This window comes from Siphonobacter sp. BAB-5385 (assembly GCF_002261125.1).
Classification (GTDB): Bacteria; Bacteroidota; Bacteroidia; order Cytophagales; family Spirosomataceae; genus Siphonobacter.
Genome location: NZ_NMPS01000039.1, coordinates 1 through 21,001, shown reverse-complemented (window position 1 = coordinate 21,001; position 21,001 = coordinate 1). Strand labels below are relative to the sequence as shown.

At 48.0% G+C, this 21,001-nt stretch carries 16 protein-coding genes and 1 pseudogene; 10 read left to right on the top strand and 7 right to left on the bottom strand.

The window, feature by feature from the left end:
• Positions 1-219 precede the first annotated feature (219 nt).
• A complete protein-coding gene (locus tag BWI93_RS03705; RefSeq protein ID WP_094808813.1) occupies positions 220-1,140 on the top strand; it encodes a glycosyltransferase in 921 nt (306 codons plus the stop codon).
• Positions 1,141-1,228: 88 nt separating this feature from the next.
• On the opposite strand, the gene BWI93_RS03700 is transcribed toward BWI93_RS03705, so the two are convergent.
• The 4 genes from BWI93_RS03700 to BWI93_RS03690 all read right to left on the bottom strand — a co-directional run bounded on the left by BWI93_RS03700 (position 1,229) and on the right by BWI93_RS03690 (position 6,486).
• A complete protein-coding gene (locus BWI93_RS03700) occupies positions 1,229-2,494 on the bottom strand; it encodes a DEAD/DEAH box helicase (RefSeq protein ID WP_233207728.1) in 1,266 nt (421 codons plus the stop codon).
• Between the two features lie 273 nt (positions 2,495-2,767).
• Positions 2,768-5,380, bottom strand: coding sequence for an ATP-dependent chaperone ClpB (clpB, locus tag BWI93_RS03695; RefSeq protein ID WP_094808819.1), 2,613 nt, complete (start codon positions 5,378-5,380; stop codon positions 2,768-2,770).
• A gap of 180 nt (positions 5,381-5,560) precedes the next feature.
• Positions 5,561-5,812: a hypothetical protein gene (locus BWI93_RS28475; protein ID WP_255157703.1), complete on the bottom strand. Its 252-nt coding sequence runs from the start codon at positions 5,810-5,812 to the stop codon at positions 5,561-5,563.
• 23 nt (positions 5,813-5,835) lie between these two features.
• A complete protein-coding gene (locus tag BWI93_RS03690; protein ID WP_255157702.1) occupies positions 5,836-6,486 on the bottom strand; it encodes an SDR family oxidoreductase in 651 nt (216 codons plus the stop codon).
• A 233-nt stretch (positions 6,487-6,719) separates the two neighbouring features.
• On the opposite strand from BWI93_RS03690, the gene BWI93_RS03685 reads away from it, so the two are divergent.
• From BWI93_RS03685 to BWI93_RS03675, 4 genes are all read left to right on the top strand, one after another.
• The gene (locus BWI93_RS03685; RefSeq protein WP_094808811.1) at positions 6,720-7,253 is read left to right on the top strand and encodes a DUF4136 domain-containing protein; all 534 of its coding nucleotides are present in this window, start codon (positions 6,720-6,722) and stop codon (positions 7,251-7,253) included.
• Between the two features lie 103 nt (positions 7,254-7,356).
• Positions 7,357-9,150, top strand: a complete 1,794-nt coding sequence (locus BWI93_RS03680; protein WP_255157701.1) for a glycoside hydrolase family 9 protein — start codon at positions 7,357-7,359, stop codon at positions 9,148-9,150.
• Positions 9,151-9,206: 56 nt separating this feature from the next.
• Positions 9,207-9,839, top strand: coding sequence for a polysaccharide deacetylase family protein (locus BWI93_RS28470; protein ID WP_255157700.1), 633 nt, complete (start codon positions 9,207-9,209; stop codon positions 9,837-9,839).
• Positions 9,840-9,847: 8 nt separating this feature from the next.
• Entirely contained in the window at positions 9,848-10,825 is a 978-nt protein-coding gene (locus tag BWI93_RS03675) for a 2-hydroxyacid dehydrogenase (RefSeq protein WP_094808810.1), read from the top strand.
• A 74-nt stretch (positions 10,826-10,899) separates the two neighbouring features.
• Here BWI93_RS03675 and BWI93_RS03670 read toward each other — a convergent pair whose 3' ends face one another.
• On the bottom strand, positions 10,900-12,006 hold the full coding sequence (locus BWI93_RS03670) for a glycoside hydrolase family 105 protein (protein ID WP_217902228.1): 1,107 nt from the start codon (positions 12,004-12,006) through the stop codon (positions 10,900-10,902).
• Positions 12,007-12,085: 79 nt separating this feature from the next.
• Positions 12,086-12,967: a tyrosine-type recombinase/integrase gene (locus BWI93_RS03665; protein ID WP_094808809.1), complete on the bottom strand. Its 882-nt coding sequence runs from the start codon at positions 12,965-12,967 to the stop codon at positions 12,086-12,088.
• A gap of 171 nt (positions 12,968-13,138) precedes the next feature.
• On the opposite strand from BWI93_RS03665, the gene BWI93_RS03660 reads away from it, so the two are divergent.
• The 3 genes from BWI93_RS03660 (at position 13,139) to BWI93_RS03650 (ending at position 17,778) form a co-directional block, all read left to right on the top strand.
• Complete coding sequence (locus tag BWI93_RS03660; protein WP_094808808.1) at positions 13,139-13,915, top strand: enoyl-CoA hydratase/isomerase family protein; 777 nt, start codon at positions 13,139-13,141, stop codon at positions 13,913-13,915.
• Positions 13,916-14,656: 741 nt separating this feature from the next.
• Positions 14,657-17,077: a PAS domain-containing hybrid sensor histidine kinase/response regulator gene (locus BWI93_RS03655; protein ID WP_176454119.1), complete on the top strand. Its 2,421-nt coding sequence runs from the start codon at positions 14,657-14,659 to the stop codon at positions 17,075-17,077.
• Positions 17,074-17,778: a LytTR family DNA-binding domain-containing protein gene (locus BWI93_RS03650; protein ID WP_094808806.1), complete on the top strand. Its 705-nt coding sequence runs from the start codon at positions 17,074-17,076 to the stop codon at positions 17,776-17,778. Before BWI93_RS03655 ends, BWI93_RS03650 begins: the two co-directional genes overlap by 4 nt.
• Before the next feature lie 55 nt (positions 17,779-17,833).
• Here BWI93_RS03650 and BWI93_RS03645 read toward each other — a convergent pair whose 3' ends face one another.
• Positions 17,834-18,295: an Lrp/AsnC family transcriptional regulator gene (locus BWI93_RS03645; RefSeq protein WP_094808805.1), complete on the bottom strand. Its 462-nt coding sequence runs from the start codon at positions 18,293-18,295 to the stop codon at positions 17,834-17,836.
• 242 nt (positions 18,296-18,537) lie between these two features.
• On the opposite strand from BWI93_RS03645, the gene BWI93_RS03640 reads away from it, so the two are divergent.
• Entirely contained in the window at positions 18,538-19,494 is a 957-nt protein-coding gene (locus BWI93_RS03640) for an NAD-dependent epimerase/dehydratase family protein (protein ID WP_094808804.1), read from the top strand.
• 12 nt (positions 19,495-19,506) lie between these two features.
• Positions 19,507-20,696: pseudogene (gene kbl, locus BWI93_RS03635) on the top strand (glycine C-acetyltransferase).
• The last annotated feature ends 305 nt before the right edge of the window (positions 20,697-21,001 follow it).

Here is a 21,001-nt window from a genome sequence, read left to right as displayed (position 1 = left end):
GAGGCTGCTCCGATCCCCGGAATTCTTACGGGATTGTACACTCAACCATTGGCTTCCTAGCTAAATTGGTTGTTAATTTGTAGGATTAAAAAAACGAATTGACGGCTATACTTCTCACTTAACCATCCTGCGTAATCCGAGCCACTGGTTCGCTTATACCCGGTCTTTATACGTTGACAGGCCTGCTTCATCAGCCAACGCTTTTTATTCTACGCCCTAATGCATCATCCGTCTATTTCCATTATTCTTTTAAATTATAATACCAGTCAGCTTACTCTCCATTGCGTTGAATCGATTCGAAACCATACCCAGTGGCCGAACTACGAAATTGTGGTGGTCGATAATAACTCACGGTATGAAGATTACCTGAAGCTGGAGCCGCTGCGGGATATTCCGAATCTGACCCTGGTACGTAGCCGGATCAATCTGGGTTTTTCGGGTGGAAATATGATGGGGGTACAATACGCGGATCCTGAAACCGACTATTACTATTTTTTGAATAATGACTGCCTGTTACTCAATGATGTGTGCACCATTCTGGCAACCTTCATGGAGCAACATCCCAACGCCGGTATCGTAGGAGCCCAGATGTTTAAGCCCAATCGGGAGTTACGGTATTCCTTTGGGTATTTTCCTTCGCTGGGACTGAAATACCTCGGTCACGGATTCATGAAATGGTATCGTCCCGAGCAGCACCCGGCCCTTAAAGCCTATCAGGAGCCACTGGAAGTACCGTTCATTATGGGCAGTACGCTGTTCATCCGAGCAACGGATTTTCGGGAGGTCAGTGGTTTTGACATTACTCACTTTCTCTACGTGGAAGAGGAGGATCTGGCCCGCAAAATGCACGCGATTGGCAAAGTGCTCTATCTGGTACCCGAGGCGGAATATATTCACCTGGAAGGGCAGAGCACGGCTCCCTGCTACGAGATTATTCGGGAATACCACATTTCACTGTTCCATTATTTCCGTAAGCACCATTCCTATCCGGCTGTCGTGCTTTTTCAGTTGTTTTACGCCTTTAAAAACGGCAAGAAGTTTTATAAACACCGGAATTTCAGTCGACTGGCTTTTTTTATACTGAAAGGCTGCCCCATGGGGGAGAGCCTGCGGTACCGACAGAAGATCAGCATTCAATAAAAAGAGGTACGGCTCCGAAGCCGTACCTCTTTTTATTGAATGACCTATTTTATAACGCGTGAGCCGAAACGAAGCTCTTCTTTAACTCTTAGCCCTGCGTTTTAGCCGGACCCGTTTTCTTTTTGAAAAAACGTTTGGGTTTTTCAGTGGAAGAAGACGTTTGAGGACCATTGGTTTTCTTCTTATTACCACGGTCTTTTTTAGGATCCCAGAGCGGTGCAGGACCAAGGCCTAGTCCTTCGGTGATCGATCGTTTTTCGAGTTCTTTTTCCAGTAAGCGTTCAATGCGAACGACGCGGTGCTGATCCTGATCGTTGATGAACGTGATGGCCGTACCTTTAGCTGCGGCCCGGGCCGTACGTCCGATGCGGTGTACGTAGTCTTCGGGATCGCGGGGAACGTCAAAATTTACTACGTGGCTCAGGTTATCAATGTCGATCCCCCGGGAAAGTACATCCGTAGCCACCAAAATAGGGAAGGCCCGATTCTTGAAATCGCGTAAAATGGTTTCGCGTTCGCCCTGCTCCGAATCGGAAGAAATACCGCGGGCATCCCATTTCATTTTCTTCAAAGCCCGAACAATGACGTTCACTTCCGACTTGCGGGACGTGAAAAGCACCATACTCGGGTTCTCGACCGACTGCATCAAGTGAATCAGCAAAGGCACTTTCTGAGCATCTCCAGCCAGGTAAAACTGCTGATCAATTCCTTCCGCGGGCTTGGATACGGCCAGATTAATTTCTTCCGGCTGATGCATGATCCGGCGGGCCAGATCGCGGATTTTAGGTGGCATGGTAGCCGAGAACAGCAGCGTCTGCCGCTGGGCGGGCAGGTGCTTGAGAATATTCATAATATCCCCGATAAAGCCCATGTCCAGCATGCGGTCCGCTTCGTCCAGAATCAGCGTTTTGAGCTGATCGAACTTCACGTATCCCAGTTGCAGGTGAGCAATCAGACGTCCGGGCGTAGCAATAATAACGTCGGCCCCCTGCGTCAGGGCTTTCTTCTGTTGTTCCCATTCAGGGCCTTTGTTACCGCCGTAAATAGCAATACTCGTCGCATCTACGTAATAGCCGAGGCCCTGCACTTGTTCATCAATTTGCTGGGCCAGTTCCCGCGTGGGAACCAGGATCAGGGTACTGATTTGACCTTTCGGATAATCCGGTACACGGTCAAGAATCGGGATCAGGTAAGCTCCCGTTTTGCCCGTACCCGTTTGAGCACAAGCCAGCAGATCACTACCTTTTAATATTTTGGGAATGGCCATTTCCTGGATCGGAGTAGCCTGTTGAAAATTCATGGAATCCACGGCATCAAGTGTGTCGTCGTGGAGGTTAAATTCGTAGAAATGCAAAGTTCAGAAAGTTATGGGTTATTCCAGAATCCAGCAGATGTAAATCTATAAATAGGCGTTATTACCGATCAACACCGTAAACTAAAAAATATATACCCGATTTCGTATCGTTAAAGAAGCCGTTTTTACTAGAGGCGTTCGCTTGATTTGTACAAAGAAAGCAGAAACCCCGACGTTTGCAAACAATCTAAAGGCTGTTTACTGGTTCTAATTGAAAATAACAAAAAAATCCCTGAGAAGAGTTCAGGGATTTTTTGTCAATTTTTGAAGGCTTTAGACCTCCAATGTTCCATCTACGTTTTCGAAGGCAATGGAGCCATCGTCAGCAAGATTCATCAGGATGACGGAATCTTTACCAACCGTACCCGCCAGAATATCCTTCGACAAGGCATTTAAAATTCGTTTCTGTAATACCCGTTTTAGCGGACGAGCACCAAAACTGGGTTCGTAACCTTCTTCCGCAATTTTTTCCAGAGCCTCATCGGTCGATTCGAGGGTGATACCCTGTTCGGCCAGACGACGCTGGATTTGTCGGAACTGAATACCCACAATCTTGCGAAGGTTTTTGGTATTCAGGGGTTCAAAGAGTACAATTTCGTCAATCCGGTTCAGAAACTCCGGTCGTACGCTGGCTTTCAGCAGATCCATCACGGCACTTTTTGCTTCTTCCACCACTAGTGTATGGTTCCAGCCTTCGTCTTCATTGAATTTATCCATAATGATCTGACTACCAATGTTGGAGGTCATGATGATGATGGTATTCTTGAAGTTGGCTACGCGACCTTTGTTGTCCGTCAGGCGACCATCGTCGAGCACCTGAAGCATGATGTTCCAGACGTCGGGGTGAGCCTTTTCAATCTCATCCAGCAGGACTACCGAGTACGGTTTGCGACGTACGGCCTCGGTTAACTGACCACCTTCGTCGTACCCGACGTATCCCGGAGGAGCTCCTACCAGACGGCTTACCGTATGGCGTTCCTGGTATTCACTCATGTCAATCCGTACCAGAGCGTTTTCGTCGTTGAAGAGGTAATCCGCCAGCGTTTTGGCCAGCTCGGTTTTACCTACGCCCGTGGGTCCGAGGAAGAGGAAACTACCAATGGGCCGTTTGGGGTCCTGCATACCAGCCCGACTGCGGCGTACGGCGTCGGCTACGGCTTCGATAGCTTCGTCCTGACCCGCTACGCGTTTGTGCAGTTCTTTTTCCAGACCCAGCAGTTTTTCGCGTTCCGACTGGAGCATTTTGGAAACGGGAATGCCCGTCCATTTCGCAACCACCTCGGCAATGTCTTCGGGCGTTACTTCTTCCTTCAGCATCGTACCGGACTGATCGTCTTCCGAAGCCTGTACATCGTCGAGGCGTTTCTGAGCTTCCGGAATGCGACCGTAGCGAATCTCGGCTACTTTGCCGTAATCACCCGACCGCTCGGCCTGATCCGCTTCGAGTTTCAACTGATCGAGTTGTTCTTTCAGCGTACGCACTTCGTTGACGGCCTCTTTCTCCGATTCCCAGCGAGCTTTCAACTCGTTGCGGGATTCGTTCAGGTCGGCAATTTCTTTCGACAAAGACGTTTCCTTGTCTTTATTGTTTTCCCGGCGAATGGCTTCCCGCTCAATTTCCAGCTGCATGATCCGGCGGTTCAGCTCATCGAGTTCTTCCGGTACGGAGTCCATTTCCAGCCGTAATTTCGCGGCCGATTCATCCATCAGGTCAATGGCTTTATCGGGCAGGAACCGATCCGAAATGTACCGACTCGATAACTCGACGGCGGCAATGACGGCATCATCCTGAATGCGTACCCCGTGGTGGAGTTCGTACTTTTCCTTGATACCCCGCAGAATCGAGATGGCATCCGGTTCATCCGGCTCATCCACCAGCACCGACTGGAAGCGGCGTTCCAGAGCTTTATCTTTTTCGATGTATTTCTGGTACTCCTTGAGGGTGGTCGCTCCGATGGCGTGCAGTTCACCCCGGGCCAGAGCCGGTTTCAGCAGGTTAGCGGCGTCCATGGCTCCTTCACCGCCCGCACCAGCACCAATCAGTGTATGAATTTCGTCGATGAACAGAATCAGTTCACCATTGGAATCCGTCACCTCTTTGATCACCGATTTGAGCCGTTCTTCAAATTCGCCCTTGTACTTGGCTCCGGCAATGAGCAGACCCATGTCCAGGGAGACAATGATTTTATCTTTCAGGTTTTCGGGAACGTCGCCCTGTACAATCCGTTGGGCGAGCCCTTCCACGATGGCCGTCTTACCGACCCCCGGTTCACCCAGCAAAATCGGGTTGTTTTTGGTACGACGCGAAAGGATTTGCAGGACCCGGCGAATCTCTTCGTCCCGGCCAATCACCGGGTCAATTTTGCCCTGCCGGGCCAGTTCGTTCAGGTTTTTGGAGTAGCGTTCCAGCGAACGATACTTCGCTTCAGCGTTTTGGTCTTTCACGGGATTATTTTTTCCTCTGAGTTCTTTCACAGCAGCGATTAATTCTTTCTCCTGGAAACCGCTTTCTTTCAGCAGCGTAGCGACGGCGTCCTTACCCGTAGCCAGTCCAAGTAGAATCAACTCAATGCTAACGTATTCATCATCAAACTCTTTCAGGTACGACTGAGCCTTATTAAAGGCCGTTTGCAGATCGTTCCCCAGGTACGGCTGCCCACCCGAAACTTTGGGGTAGCTGGCCAGAATATTTTCCAGACGACTGTTTAAGGTAGCCGTATTAACTGCTAATTTTTTCGTTAGAAAACCCATCGTGTTGGGGTCTTCTTCCAGGAGGGCCTTGAGTACGTGGCCCGTTTCCACCACTTGCTGCTGATTACCCTGGGCAATCTGCACCGCCTGCTGGACAACCTCCTGAGCTTTAATGGTATACTGATTGAAATTCATGGCTGTATCTTCAATAGGTTTATTACGAATCAAAAAAATACTTACCAAGGGCGAACGTATGTCTTTTTGACTTAAAAACCGTACCGTTCAAACTGAATCTACGTCAGAATGGCTTGAAAATACGCAAAAAAGGCAGCCCAACCTGGGCTGCCTGCTTCATACTAGAGGAATTCACTCCCATTATTCGATATTCACTTTCTTCAGTACGCCAGGCAAGCCGTATTTGGTATACGCCCAGTACAGACCACCGGCAATCACGGCCAGTGAGATCAGCGTGGATGCCGTCGAAGGTGTTTTGGATTCTTCTGACTCGTCAGGACGTTCCATCAGTTTTCGCATAGTCTGAGACGTCAGCTGATCGGGAAGAACATTAGATAACAACGCCTGCGTTTTATTCATCAGGCCGGAGACTACTTTATCGTTGCCTTTCATTAGAGCGGCGTACCCATCGGCGGCTACTTTCGCCGGATCGGCGGTCTGAGCCTGTTGATGAGCCGCGTACCTTCAGCTCCGGCTTTATTAAAGAAATCAGTATTGGTAGCACCGGGCAGCAACGCAGTCACGGTAATGCTCGTGTCTTTTAATTCATTGCGTAAAGCTTCGGTGAAGGAAAGGACAAAGGCTTTCGTGGCCCCGTAAACGGCCATGTACGGATTAGGCATGAGCGATACCACGGAGGCAAGGTTCAGGATTTTACCCTCGTTCACGCGTACCATATCTCTCAGGAACAGCTTGCTCAGGTGCACCAGAGCCACCACGTTAAGTTTGATGATGGACAGTTCTTTGTCCAGATCCGTTTCGGTAGCAAAAAGGCCGTATTCACCCATACCTGCGTCATTGACGAGGATATTAATGTCTACACCAAAGCCTTTGACTTCATCGTATACTTCCTGGGGAGCATTCGGCTGTGTCAGATCTTTTCCGATAACAATCACCGTTTCCAGTCCGTGCTGGTCGCGTAATTCATTGGCGATTTCGTTGAGACGATCCGTATTACGAGCCACCAGTACCAGATTATAACCGTTTTGGGCGAAGACTTTGGCGAGTTCGTAACCGATTCCACTGGAGGCTCCGGTGATCAGAGCCGTTTGTTCCGTTGTGTTCATAGCGATGCATTTGGTGAAATATGTACCGGGGTAAAAAGAAAATCATTCCAGCCAGACCGATGCTCGCTGATTACTAGTGACGCGGAGTACCGTAAATGAAGGTATGGGAAAAAACAACCTCAGTTTTTTAAGGATTCAGAATCATTGTTTGAGTGTACTAGCTCAAGTCGGTGTAAAGCGGATGAGTACAGGTTTTTTTAGTGTTGTCTTTAAACAAAGAAAGAGCACCAGCCATGAAAATATTTGCCACTTTAGCCCTGGGAGCGGTTATGACGGCATGTTCATACTCGAACGTGAAGAGCCGTACCGACGATCAGGCGGATTTGAAAAGCTACAAAACCTATAATTTCATGGATGTGGAGTTACAGGGAGCCGAACGGGATTCGGTCACGAATACCGCCATGAATGAAATTAAACAGGCCGTTGCCCGGGAAATGAACGCCCGCGGGTATCAGACGTATGGTAAACCAGACCTGCTGATCAACATTGGACTGGTGATTCAGGAGAAAACGCAGACCCGCCAGACCGACATACGGGAAGCTCCGCGATACATCGGTCAGCGGCGTTATTCCTGGAAAAGTGAAACCGTACCCGTCGGTCAATATAAAGAAGGAACACTATCCGTGGAACTCGTAGATGCCCAGCAGAATAAGATGGTCTGGGATGCGGTTGGCTCGACCGTACTAAACAAACGCAGTCGTCAGCCTGAGCAAATCGATAAGGCCGTAGGAAAGCTTTTTGATAAGTTTCCTGTGCCGGTGAAGTAATCGAAAAAATTGGACTGGAAGGAGCGAGGCATACGTGTCCCGCTCTTTTTTGTTTGGGGATACTATTGGCTCTTTTTAACTTGGGGCTTTTGTACGACCTCCTATGAACCGATTTATCCCGCTCTTTTTTGTTTTTCTTTCCTGTACCGTCTACAGTCAACCTAAAGCCTGGATTCGAATCAATCAGTTAGGCTACCTGGAATCCTCGGTGAAAGTGGCGGTATTGGTTAGTAAAACCCCCCTTTCCTGTACCGAGTTTGAAATCTACGATGCTCGCACGCAGCAACGAACGGGCCGTCTGCGTACCTTGAAAGGGTACGGCAGTTATGGAGCTTTCGCTGCTACCTATCGGCTCAATTTTTCAACGATTCAAAAACCCGGTCGGTATTACCTTAAAGCCGCTGGGGTACAATCGCCGGAGTTTCGTATTGACAATGCCGTATACGACGGAACGGCGGATTTTACGTTGCAGTACATGCGGCAGCAACGCAGTAATTACAACCCTTTTCTAAAAGATACCTGTCACCGTTCGGATGGATTTATCGTCTATCACCCGGATCCCAAGAAAGATTCTACCCATCTGAACGTCTCGGGGGGCTGGCACGATGCTTCGGATTATTTACAGTACCTGCCAACTTCGGCCAATGCTACGTTTCAACTGTTGTTTGCCTATTACAAAAACCCGAAAAGTTTTGGCGATACGCACGACGCCTGGGGTAATCCCGGAGCCAACGGTATTCCCGATGTCGTGGACGAAGCCAAATGGGGGCTTGACTGGCTCCTGAAAATGAACCCCGCTCCGGGCGAATACTACAACCAGATTGCCGATGACCGGGATCATCAGGGCTTTCGGCTGCCGAACCATGACTCGGTTCGCTACGCAGCTAATCAGGGCTTGGCCCGACCCGTGTATTTTATTACCGGAAAACCACAGGGAGCGTTTAAGTACAAGAACCGAACGCAGGGGGTCGCTTCTTCCGCCGGGAAATTTGCTTCCGCTTTCGCTCTGGGCAGTATCGTCCTGCAAAAATTTAATCCGGTCTACGCCAAACAACTGATCGGAAAAGCCCGGCAAGCCTACGCATTTGGAAAGCAGTTTCCGGGTACTACCCAGACGGCCCCCGGTCGGGCTCCTTATTTCTACGAAGAAGACAATTACGTGGATGATATGGAACTGGCCGCCGCAACGCTGGCTCAAGTGGAAAAATCCGAGACGTATCATCAGGAAGCCTTCAACTTTGCCCAATCCGAACCCGTGACTCCCTGGATGGGAGCCGATACGGCCCGGCATTACCAGTGGTACCCGTTTGTCAATCTGGGCCATTACTTCGGAGCAGAGTACAACGGAGCGGAGCAGGGTACTTATCGTAAATTCATGAAAGAAGGGATTGAGAAGGTACGCCAGCGGGGGCAGAAAAATGCCTTTCTCAATGGCGTACCCTTCATCTGGTGTTCCAATAATCTGACCGTCGGTATACTGACGCAACTTCGTTTGTACCGCGAACTGACCAAAGATTCGCAGTATGATGAACTGGAAGCCGCCCTCCGCGACTGGCTGTTTGGCTGTAATCCCTGGGGGACGAGCATGATCTGCGACCTGCCTGAATCGGGTACGGCTCCGAAAGATCCTCACTCGTCGTTTACGCGACTGGGCCCCTACAAAATTTCGGGAGGATTGGTGGACGGGCCCATTTACGGGAGTATCTGGAATAAGCTCATCGGTATTAAACTCAACGAAGCTGACGAGTTTGCTGAATTTCAGTCGGGAACGGTTGTGTACCACGATGATTTCGGGGATTATTCAACCAATGAACCTACGATGGATGGTACCGCCAGCCTGAGTTATTATCTGTCGGCCTTACAGGCGGAGGGTGCTTCAAAAAAAAAGTCCCGATAACCGATAGCGAGGGAGCCATCATCCGGTATCGGCCCCAGGAGAAGGTTATTTACCTGTTGTTTTCCGCCCACGACCGGGCCGAAGGAGCGGAGTACATTCGCAGGGTATTGAAGAAAAACCGGATTCCCGGCCATTTTTTCCTGACGGGTGCTTTCCTGCGAAATCCGGAGTTCCGCAAACTAATCAAGGATTTAAAACGGGACGGACACTACATTGGCAGCCATTCCGACCAGCATCTGCTCTACTGCGACTGGACCCATCGCGACTCCCTGCTCGTATCCCAGGAAGCGTTTAACACCGATTTACGGGCCAGCTATCAGGCACTGGCGGCATTCGGTATACGGAAGGCTCCGTGGTTTTTGCCGCCGTACGAATGGTACAATCAGAAGATCGTGGCGTGGGGTAAGGAACAAGGCTTGCAGGTCATCAATTTTACGCCCGGCACGGGTACCAACGCCGATTATACCTGGCCCGGCTTGCCTAATTACCGTTCCAGTGATACGCTTTTGGCCCGGCTTTTTCGCTACGATGACCAACATTCGCTAAAGGGAGCCTTTCTGTTGATTCACCCCGGTACGGACCCCAGGCGTACGGATAAGTTTTATCATTTGCTGGATTCGACCATTCTGCCAACTTTGCGGAAACGCGGGTATCGGTTTGGACGATTACCCGATCAACCTTTTCATTGAAACTACGCATGAATATTGCCTTTTTCAGTACCAAAGCCTACGATAAAGAGTCCTTCGACCGCTATCGCTCGACGTTTGACCTGACGTATTTTGAAGTGCCGCTTCAGGAGCATACGCTGAAACTGGCGGAAGGCTTCGAAGCCATTTGTGTATTCGTCAACGATCATCTGACGGCTTCCATTATTAATCAATTGGCCGATGGGGGATTGAAAATCATCGCCTTACGCTGTGCGGGCTTCAACAACGTGGATCTGGACGCTGCCCGCAATCGGGGCGTGAAAGTGGTACGGGTTCCGGCCTACTCGCCCGAGGCCGTAGCCGAACACGCACTGGCCCTGATTCTGGCGTTGAACCGAAAAACACATAAAGCTTATAACCGGGTTCGGGAAGGGAATTTCTCGCTGGAACGGCTGATGGGCTTTAACCTCCATGGAAAAACCGTCGGCGTGATTGGTACCGGACTGATTGGTGCCGCCTTTGCCCGCACCATGCAGGCCCTGGGTTGTCGGGTGCTGGCGTACGATGTGGTCGAAAATCCGGATTTGCCGCTGGCGGAATACGTGAAAATGGAAGAATTACTGGGCCAGTCGGATGTTATTTCCCTGCATTGCCCACTGACCGAAGCTACGAAGTACCTCATTCGCGAAGAAACCATTGCCGCCATGAAGGAAGGCGTCATGCTCATCAATACCAGTCGGGGCGGACTCATTCATACCAAAGACGTTATTGAAGGACTCAAGAACGGAAAGATTGGGTATCTGGGCATCGATGTGTACGAACAGGAAGAACATCTGTTTTTCCGGGACTGGTCGGAGCAAATCATTCAGGACGATTTAATTGGCCGACTCATGAGTTTTCCCAACGTACTCATCACCGCTCACCAAGCCTTTCTGACGCAGGAAGCTTTGCAACAAATCGCCAGTGTAACCATCCAGAATTTACAGGAGTATGCGGAAGGTCGCCACCTGAAAAACCAGTTGAATTGAAACCAGATACCCCATAATCGGAGAAGCTCAGGTCTTAGACCCGAGCTTCTTTAGTTAAGTATCATTTTATACCCTTACCATTTCATCTTGATGACTTCCGACCCGGCTAACAGATAGGCTCCGGCTCCGTATACTTCCCAGCTTTCGGCACTGAAGTTACGGCGGGGATCGGCTCCGATGGGCTGTACCCAACCCACTTTGCCTTCCGGCGTTAGCAGAGTATTAAGTCCCTGCCAGGCTTTCTGTACGACGGGTTTGAATTTGGCCTTGTCGAGAATGCCCTGATTAACACCCCAGGCCAGGGCGTAACAATCGAAACCCGTACCGCTGCCTTCACCGCCCGGAAAAGAGTCCGGATCGAGGAGGCTCGAACGCCATAAGCCGTCCGCCTGTTGCAGGGAGGCCAGGCGGTCGCTCATTTGTTTGTACTGCGTCAGATAGAATTCACGGGTCGGATGGTTTTTCGGTAATTCCTGTAGCACCTTCACCAGACCGCCCATGACCCAGCCATTCCCCCGTGACCAGAACACCTTTTTACCATTCGCTTCGCGTTTCCCTTCACCCTGGCTGTTGACAAGGTAAGAAGCGTCACGGGCGTAAAGGCGTTCTTCGGAATTGTATAATAGATCGTACGTCTGCTTGAAAAGGGTATCGTTCTGCGTCAGATACGAAGGATCCTTGAGCGTCTGACTGAGTTTGACCAGTACGGGAGGAGCCATGAACAGGGCATCGCACCACCACCAGGTAATCCCGTGATTTTTAATCTCCCGGCCCGGTACACGACGAACTTTCTGTACGGAATCAATCGTCGCCTGAATCATCCGCCGATCTTTCTTGATCCGGTACAGATCAATGTAGGTCTGGCAAATCGCAATGTCATCGGCATGGTCGTAACGCGGTCCCGGTAGCCAGCGGTTTCGTTCACCCATAGCCATTAAAGAATCTAAAATACGGGAAGATTTCGTGGTTTCGTACGCCGCGAAAACGCCGGAGTAGAAGGCTCCGTTGGTCCAGTCGGTTGGGCTGTGTTTGGGGTGACTCAACTGCCAGTCGGTCACTTTCACCATTGTTTCCTTGATGTACTTACTGGAAAAAACATCATCCTTTTTAGGAACTCGATCAGCGGATGCGTCGAAAAAGCCGGCCGTAAGCAGGCCGATGCAAAGCAGGGTTACTCGCATAAAGAACAAGATAGGTTTAGTTAGGAAAGAGACGGGCGAAACGGAGCTTAACCCTGTTTCGCCCGGAAAGAATCATCGGCTAGGCCTTGGGGTGAGCCTGCTGGTAAGCCTCTTTGAGTTTTTCAATGGAATTGTGCGTATAGACCTGCGTGGCAGCCAGTGAACTATGACCCAGTAAATCTTTGATTGCGTTGAGGTCGGCTCCCCGGTTCAGCAGGTGCGTGGCAAAGCTGTGGCGTAAGACGTGCGGACTACGTTTTTCCAGGGAAGAAACCAGCGTGAGGTATCGCTTGACAATCCGCTGAATCATAACCGGATAGGCTTTATTTCCCAGGTCAGAAACAATCAGTACATCCTCACAGGAGCCGTTGAAGGTTTCCTGCTTGAAGTTCTGGTACTGGCGAATCAGTTTATACAGCGAAGCGGACAGCGGCAGGATCCGGTACTTGTTACGTTTACCCAGAACGGTTAGGGTACGCTCATACCCATCCAGGTCGGCATCCTTGAGTGTAATCAACTCGGTTAAACGCATGCCCGTTCCGTAGAGTAGTTCCAGTACCAGTTTATCGCGTACGCCGGTGAAATCGTCGGTGAAGGTAATATCATCGAGCAGGGTCGTCATTTCCTGTTCCCGAACGAACGTGGGCAGCGTACGGTCCGTTTTCAATGCCTTAATTGACAGCATCGGGTCATTGGTAATGACGCGTTTCCGGAGTAGAAATCCGTAGAAAGTCCGTAACGTAGCGATTTTACGGTTAATCGAGCGGTTATCCAGTTTCTTTTCTGCCAGGCTCGCTACCCACGAACGGAGCATTTGAAAGTCTGCCTTTTCGGGAGCATCCAGTTCGTAACTCTCCAGGAGATACTGCGACAGTTGTTCCATATCTGATCGGTACGCCGTCAGCGTATGTTCGCTCAGTCGCTTTTCGTATTTAATATGTTGAAGAAAATAAGAGACCATGGCCGTGCTAGTTACGAAATAGGCAATATACAGCGGTGACGTAAGGATTAAATGAAAAGTAGAATAAATAATATTTTTTCAGGATTGGGTGCAATCGCTATAAAATCCTATACTTGAGAAGAGTTCAGCCGTTACGGCTTACCAGCACGCCCACCAATCACTGAAAAGGTCATGAAAACTTTGTTGTATGAAGTACGAGATCAGGTAGCCTACCTGACGATGCACCGGCCTGAGGTATACCATGCCCTGAGTCCGGAGCTATTGGGAGAACTGAATCAGGCTTTCAAACAAGCTGATTCTGAAGAGCGTATACGCGTAATCGTGTTGACGGGATCGGGTGATAAAGCTTTTTGTTCCGGGGCCGATTTAAAGCTCGGAATCGGGGAGTCTGAGGGGATGGGTCAGGTCTTACGGGAACACTACTTACCACTCATCCAAACCATGCGGAGGCTACCCAAACCCATCATTGCCCGCCTGAATGGGGTAGCAGCCGGAGCGGGAGCTGCCCTGGCTCTGGCCTGCGACCTGCGAATAGCGGCTGGTCATGCCAGCATGGCCCAGCTTTTTGTTCACATCGGCCTGATTCCCGATGCAGGTACTACTTTTTTTCTACCCCGGCTGGTGGGCCTTCAGCGGGCATTTGAGTGGGCGAGCACGGGGAAAACGCTACCGGCAGCGGAATGCCATGCCTGGGGCCTGGTCAATGACGTAGTACCCGGGGAACAGCTTGATGAGGCCGTAAGCCGCTGGACGGAGTACTACACGCAGGCTCCGACGCTGGCCATCGGTTATTTGAAACAGCTCCTGAATGAGTCTGCTACCGCAACGCTGGAAACCATGCTGGATCGGGAAGCGGAATGTCAGGAATTACTCGGAAAAACGCAGGATGTAGCGGAAGGCTTGCGTGCTTTCCGGCAAAAGCGAAAGCCAAACTTTCAGGGAAGGTAAAACAAAAAAGGTAGCTCATGGCTACCTTCTCTGGTAAGTGATCTATTCTCTGTATGGTGATCGCCCGTCCGCTGAATAAACACCTACGTATCTGGGGGAAATGAATAACAACTGATCAGGTGTGGGTAAACAATGGGGTTAATTACTTCACTACTAAACGCTTTCCCTGTACGCTGTTTTGGGGTGCTTTTTTTGATACAAATATCAGGCACTAATGACGAGCAAATGAAGTCTTTTCGATCAACTGCGTATTTCAGGGTTTTTTCAGCAGAAAACAGACTTTTATATACAGAAAAGCAGACTAATTCATTAAAACGATCATTTATTCCTTTCATCTAAAATAATTACTGAATTATTCCAGTTTTAGTATTATTGTTAAACGTATGATCATTTGTGCAAATCCTTAATAAAAGTACTAAAGAGGGTTGTTAAGAAGTCCTGCGTTATTGAATTTCTAAAGCCGCTATTAAGTTAATTACTTGAAATTGTTTAATATTTTTGAGTAATTTTATCTACATTTACCGTTACTGATGCCGTTCGTTACGAGTTTAAACTTATTCTACCGCAGTTGCAAGCAGTTACAGAATGTTTGTCTGCGTGCTGTGTTAAATAGAATAGTACTTATGCTGGAAATAACGAATTGTAAAGAATGTACCACACCACCTACTATGAAAAATGATCGGCCATACAAAGAAGGAGGGATTAACTCCATCAACAATTACTAAACTGTTCATTAGTCAGATGATGGAAGAAGTTAATCAACCTGGAAAATCAATGGAAACCGGCAGCTTGAAAGCCGAAAAATCGAGTCCTGTGGTTATACGCCCACTGGTTGAGGATACAGCCAGTCAACAGCCCATGACTGAACAATCCGCGTTGTGGACCAGAAGCGACCAGCTTCCTTACGGGCTGCTGATTGAAAATGAAGAGCGAAAAGTTGTTTACATCAATCAAAGTTATTGCGACATTTTTGAGATAAAAGTGGCCGCAAATGAATTAATTGGGAAAACAATTGATGAGATTTTTGAAACGTACCTCAGTCGTTTTAACGTTGATAAAACAGCAGTAGACCAGCTTCGCGAATTTGTTCCCAGACATCAGATTGTTGAGCATTTTACACTCCCCATTACGGAAGATAAAGTAATTGTAATTGATTTTATACCGCTGGTCCCTGAAGGGAGTGCAACCTGGCATGTATGGAAATTTCAGATCAGTAATAAGAATTATCTTTCTCCGCAAAACTTTAAGCAGATTCAGGAAAATTATTGGTCTATTATTGAAAAAATGGACCTTGGAATACTGGAGGTAGATACGGAAGAACGAATCGTTAGAGCCCATGATCGTTTTTGCCGGATGGTAGGTTATACCAGCGAAGAATTGGTGGGAAAACCTGCGTCTGAATTGTTATTGCTGGAAGCGTATACGGATTTTATTAACGAACAAAGTAAAACCCGCTTTGAAGGGAAAACCAGTAGCTACGAAATACCTCTGCGTTGTAAGGATGGGCGTATTATTTGGGTAATCGTAAACGGAGCTCCCGTGTATGATGCCGCAGGAAAAGTAATAGGCTCCGTAGGCATTCATTACGACAATACAGAACGTAGAAAACTGATTGATGACCTGGCTCTGGCCAAAAAAGCTGCCGAAGATGCTCAACTCGCAGAGAAGCAGTTTCTCGCGAATATGAGCCATGAAATTCGCACGCCACTGAATGCCATCATCGGAATGACGCACCTGCTTTACGACACGCAGGTCAATGCGGAGCAAAAAGAATATTTGGAAATACTTCAATCTTCGTCCCGAATATTACAAAATTTACTGACAGATATTCTGGATATATCCGCTCTTGAGAACGGCACATTACCCCTTCAGTTGAAAGAATTTGACATCCGGGGTCTATTGATGGCTCTGCACCGAATTTATGAATTACAAAACAACAAAAAGGACGTAGAGATTGCCCTGGACATTGATCCAAATTTAGCTACACAGGTCTACGGAAGTGAACGACTGATTTACCAAATTGTATCAAAGCTGCTCAATAATGCGTACAAGTTTACGGAGCGGGGCAAGATTAATCTGAAAGCGAAACAAGTCCAAAGTACGAACGAAACGATCACTATTCAATTTGAAATTCGGGATACGGGTGTTGGAATTGATGACGATAAACTTGAAGTAATTTTCGAAAAGTTTAAACAATTACCCAACGAAACGGGCTATAAGTATCAAGGGGCAGGCCTCGGTTTAGCTCTTGTCAAACACCTGATCGACCTGCTCGGAGGGAGTATTACGGTATATACGAAAAAAGGAGAAGGAACGCGATTTATTTTTCAATTACCGTTTAAGAAAATTAACTTTGTTAAATCAGAGCATCAGATACCTATAGTAAATACTACTCAGCGGATTCTAGTTGTGGAAGATAACCTCATGAACCGCAAGTACGTAGGGGGGCTGCTCGACAAATGGAATCTACCCTACAAAATTGTCACGGATGGGCAGGAAGCCATTCGAATCATTGAGCATGAAAATTTTGATTTAATCCTAATGGACATTCAAATGCCATTTCTAGATGGCTATGAAACTACCCTTATGATTAGATCTACTCAAAATATTAATCAGAATATACCGATTGTCGCCCTGACAGCCTCTGCCATGCAGGAACAAAAGGAACAGGCCCTGAAAGTGGGCATGACTGATTTTCTGGCTAAACCTTTTACACCTAAACAACTTCTGGAGAAAATCTCAATGTATCTTTCTCCATCAGATACGCAGGAGATGGAAGAACAAAAATGGCAGTATCATCCGGAGCTTGATAGTGTATACCTGCATGAATTATACGGCGAAGAATGGACGTATGCGTATGAAATGTTCCAGACTTTTCGGGATGAAGTGCTGCCAGAATACGCTCATTTAACTCCGCTGGTTCTGCAGCAAAATTGGGAATCACTGGCCAGGGAGGCTCACAAGCTTAATCCGCCCCTCGCTATGGTAGGCCTCACGGGCTTACAGAAGTACTTAAAATCCATTGAAGTTCAATTAACTCACGACAACAACCCCGAAGGCATACCTGAAAAAATTAACTTTTTTCAAACAGAATTAAGCCGTATGGCTGTTATATTAGCCGAGGAAGTAAACAGGCTTGCCTTTAAAACCGCTGCCCAATGAAATTAAAATGCGTTATTGTAGATGATGAGTTAATGGCTCGTCTCTCCCTTGAACGGTTGTGCGAAAAGCGAGAAGAGTTAGAGATTATTGGAATATTTGATCAATCTACGGAGGGTTTAAATTTCTTAAGAGAGAAAATTGTTGATGTTCTTTTTCTGGATGTTGAAATGCCGGGATTAAGTGGGCTTGAACTGTTGGATCAGCTATCCTATATGCCCTCCGTAATTCTTACAACATCTAAGACCGAATACGCCTTTGACGCCTTTCAGTACCAGGTTACGGACTATTTGAAAAAGCCTATTTCACTTCCCCGCTTCATGCAGGCAGTAGATAAGGTTATCGATAAAAAATCAGCGGTGAAGGCACCGGTGGTTCCCAAAAATACGGATCCAAACGAAATTTACGTAAAAACAGAAGGACGCTATATTCGCATTGAGTATGATAATATTCTGTACGTTGAGAATGTTGGCGATTATGTTAAAATCCGTACCAATCAGGGTTCTCATATTGTGTACGCAACAATGAAAAACCTGGAGGAAAAACTCAATCCTAAATTCTTTTTCCGCGTGCACCGGAGCTTTATTATCAACCTTTCCAAAATCGTTGATATTGAAGAAAGTAACTTAGTTATTGCGGATAAAGTAATCCCGATTAGCCGGGCGAATAAACCTGAATTACTCGAGAAACTGAATATTCTCTAAGAAATGATTACGATAGTAGCTAAAGCGGCGGATTGACGAAATCCGCCGCTTTATTTTAGATGCTGTACCCAATGTTATGTTTGATTTCTTTTAATACAAACGTGCTGTTTAGCGTTCCAATATTTTCCAGCTTCGATAGTTTATACTTCACAAAATCGTGATAATCATTCAGGGACTTTAAATTGATTTTTAACAGGAAATCAACCTGCCCCGCCATGTGGTAGCATTCCTGTACTTCCTCCAGATCCTGAATGGTCTGCTCGAACTTTTCAATAAATGCTTCATTGTGATAACGCATGGAAACCTGACAAAAAACGGTCACGGGTTGTCCAATCAGCGTTTTGTCCAGTACCGCCACGTACTGTTTAATGTAGCCGAGAGATTCGAGTCGCTTGATGCGTTCGTAGACGGGTGAGATGGTAAGGTTTAGCTCGGCAGCCAACTCTTTCGTGGTCATTTTAGCGTCCTGCTGTAGCAAACGCAGCAAGGTTCTATCCAGCTCATCCAGATGTTCCACAGCGGTGTTCGGGTATCAATTTTTTAACCGAAAAATTTTCTTCCACAAACCTAGTATGGATTTCGATAAAAGGGAATATTTTCTTTAAAATGAACACTTGAAGGAATATTTTCTTTGTGATCGAAAATACTTCAATAAATATTGCTACAAATATAGATTTGTGTCGGAATCAGTGTGAAAAGCTATTGAGCTGTAACCGGTTCCTCGAATGGTCGGCGTTTCACTTAATCATTTTCTGGCCTATGGATACTATTCTTGTTATCGGAGCTAGTGGACAGATCGGTACGGTTTTGGTCCAGCACCTACAAAATCAGTACGGACTGAATCGCGTCATAGCCTCTGATTTGCGGCTGCCGCAAGCATTTTCGGGAATTTTTGAATCACTCGATGCCACGAAAGCCGAGGAACTGGCCGCTCTGGTACGTCGATATCGGGTGACGCAGATCTATCATTTAGCGGCGATCCTTTCGGCCAATGGAGAAGCGAATCCGATTCGAACCTGGGAGATTAACATGCAGACGGCTCTGAATGTACTGGAAGTAGCCCGTACCCAGAACGTCTCTAAAGTATTTATTCCCAGTTCGATTGCTGTATTTGGTCCCAGTGCTCCGGCATTCGATACGCCCCAGCAAACGCAGCTTGATCCCACGACGGTCTATGGCATCAGTAAAGTAGCGGCTGAAAACTGGATGCATTACTACCACGTGAAGTATGGTCTTGATGTACGCTCGCTGCGGTATCCGGGGGTGATTAGTTACCAGTCGCAACCCGGCGGCGGTACCACCGATTACGCCGTTGCCATTTACCATCAGGCCGTACAGGGGCAGGATTTTACCTGTTTTCTGTCGGAGAATACGCGGCTGCCCATGATCTACATGGATGACGCCATTCGGGCCACGCTGGAATTGATGGAAGCCGAAAGCAGCCGGATTCAGGTGCGGACGGCCTACAACCTGGCGGGCCTAAGTTTTACACCCGCTGAACTAACGGCGGCCATTCAGAAATTTTTCCCGAATTTTCGAACGCAGTACGTTCCGGATTTCCGGCAACAAATTGCCGATTCCTGGCCCAAAACGATTGATGATCAGGCTGCCCGCAAGGATTGGGGCTGGGCACCGGCCTTTGATCTCTCCCGAATGACGGAAGAAATGATCCATCATCTTTCTGAATATTATCAGCCTTCACTCACGCAGGCGTAAACTTTTCGAGTTATGTACGGAACGATTAAAGAAGAACTTCAGCAAGAGCTGGCTTCCATTCAGGAGGCGGGTTTGTATAAGAATGAACGCATCATTGTAACGCCGCAGTCGGCGGTGATCGCTACTTATAACGGACAGAATGTACTGAATTTCTGTGCGAACAATTACCTGGGCCTGTCCTCACACCCCTCGGTTATCGAAGCGGCTCATCAGACCGTCGATTCACACGGATATGGCATGTCGTCGGTTCGGTTTATCTGTGGTACGCAGGACATTCACAAAGAACTCGAAAAAGCTACGGCTGAATTTGTGGGAGCCGAGGACTGCATTTTGTACGCAGCCGCATTTGATGCCAACGGTGGGGTTTTCGAACCCTTGCTGAATGAACAGGACGCAATCATTTCCGATGAATTGAATCACGCGTCCATTATCGACGGTATTCGTTTGTGCAAGGCAAAACGCTTTCGCTACAAGCACAATAACATGGCTGATCTGGAAGAACAATTAAAAGCTGCAGCGGGATCGCGTCGCATTTTGATTGTTACGGATGGAGTATTTTCCATGGACGGAACCATTGCTCAACTCGACGTCATTTGTGATCTGGCCGATCAGTACGGAGCCATGGTGATGGTGGACGAGTCACACGCGAGTGGTTTTGTGGGCAAAACGGGACGGGGTACGCCTGAGCACAAGAATGTTCTGGGCCGGATCGACATCATCACCGGAACCTACGGAAAAGCCCTGGGTGGTGCATCGGGTGGTTTTACTGCGGCTCGCAAAGAAATTGTAGAGCTGTTACGTCAACGCTCACGTCCGTATTTGTTCTCGAATACGCTGGCCCCCGTGGTGGTAGGAGCCTCCCTGAAAGTGCTGGAGCTGTTACGGGCCTCAACCACGTTACGCGACAAGCTGGAAGAGAATACCCGTTTCTTCCGCGAAGCCATGACCGCAGCGGGCTTTGACATTCTGCCCGGCGAACATCCCATTGTTCCCATCATGCTTTACGAGGCTCCGCTGGCTCAGCAGTTTGCGTCAAAACTGTTGGAAGAGGGTATTTACGTCATCGGCTTCTTTTACCCCGTAGTACCACAGGGAAAAGCCCGGATCCGGGTACAATCTCCGCCGGTCACGAACGCGAACACCTCGAAAAAGCCATTGCGGCGTTTACCAAAGTTGGTAAAGAGCTGGGGGTGATTAAGTAACCGATAACCAGGCCGTCTCTAACCAGCCTTTGATCATAATTAGGAAAACGATAAAGGCAGGTTTTTACCTGCCTTTATCGTTACAAGCTTCTTGACTTGTACCTATCATGCTGGTATGTCCCCGCATTGCATACGGGGCTATGTACAGTGAACCCCTTTGGGGTCAAAGCTACCAACTCCGAAGCGTTCAATGTACATAGCCGTAGGTGCCACCCATGGACGCCTTCCAGGGTACCGGTCTAACGTCAATAATCAATTGAAAAAGAGAAAGTTAATTTGTAAAACTATCAACTATCAACTATCAA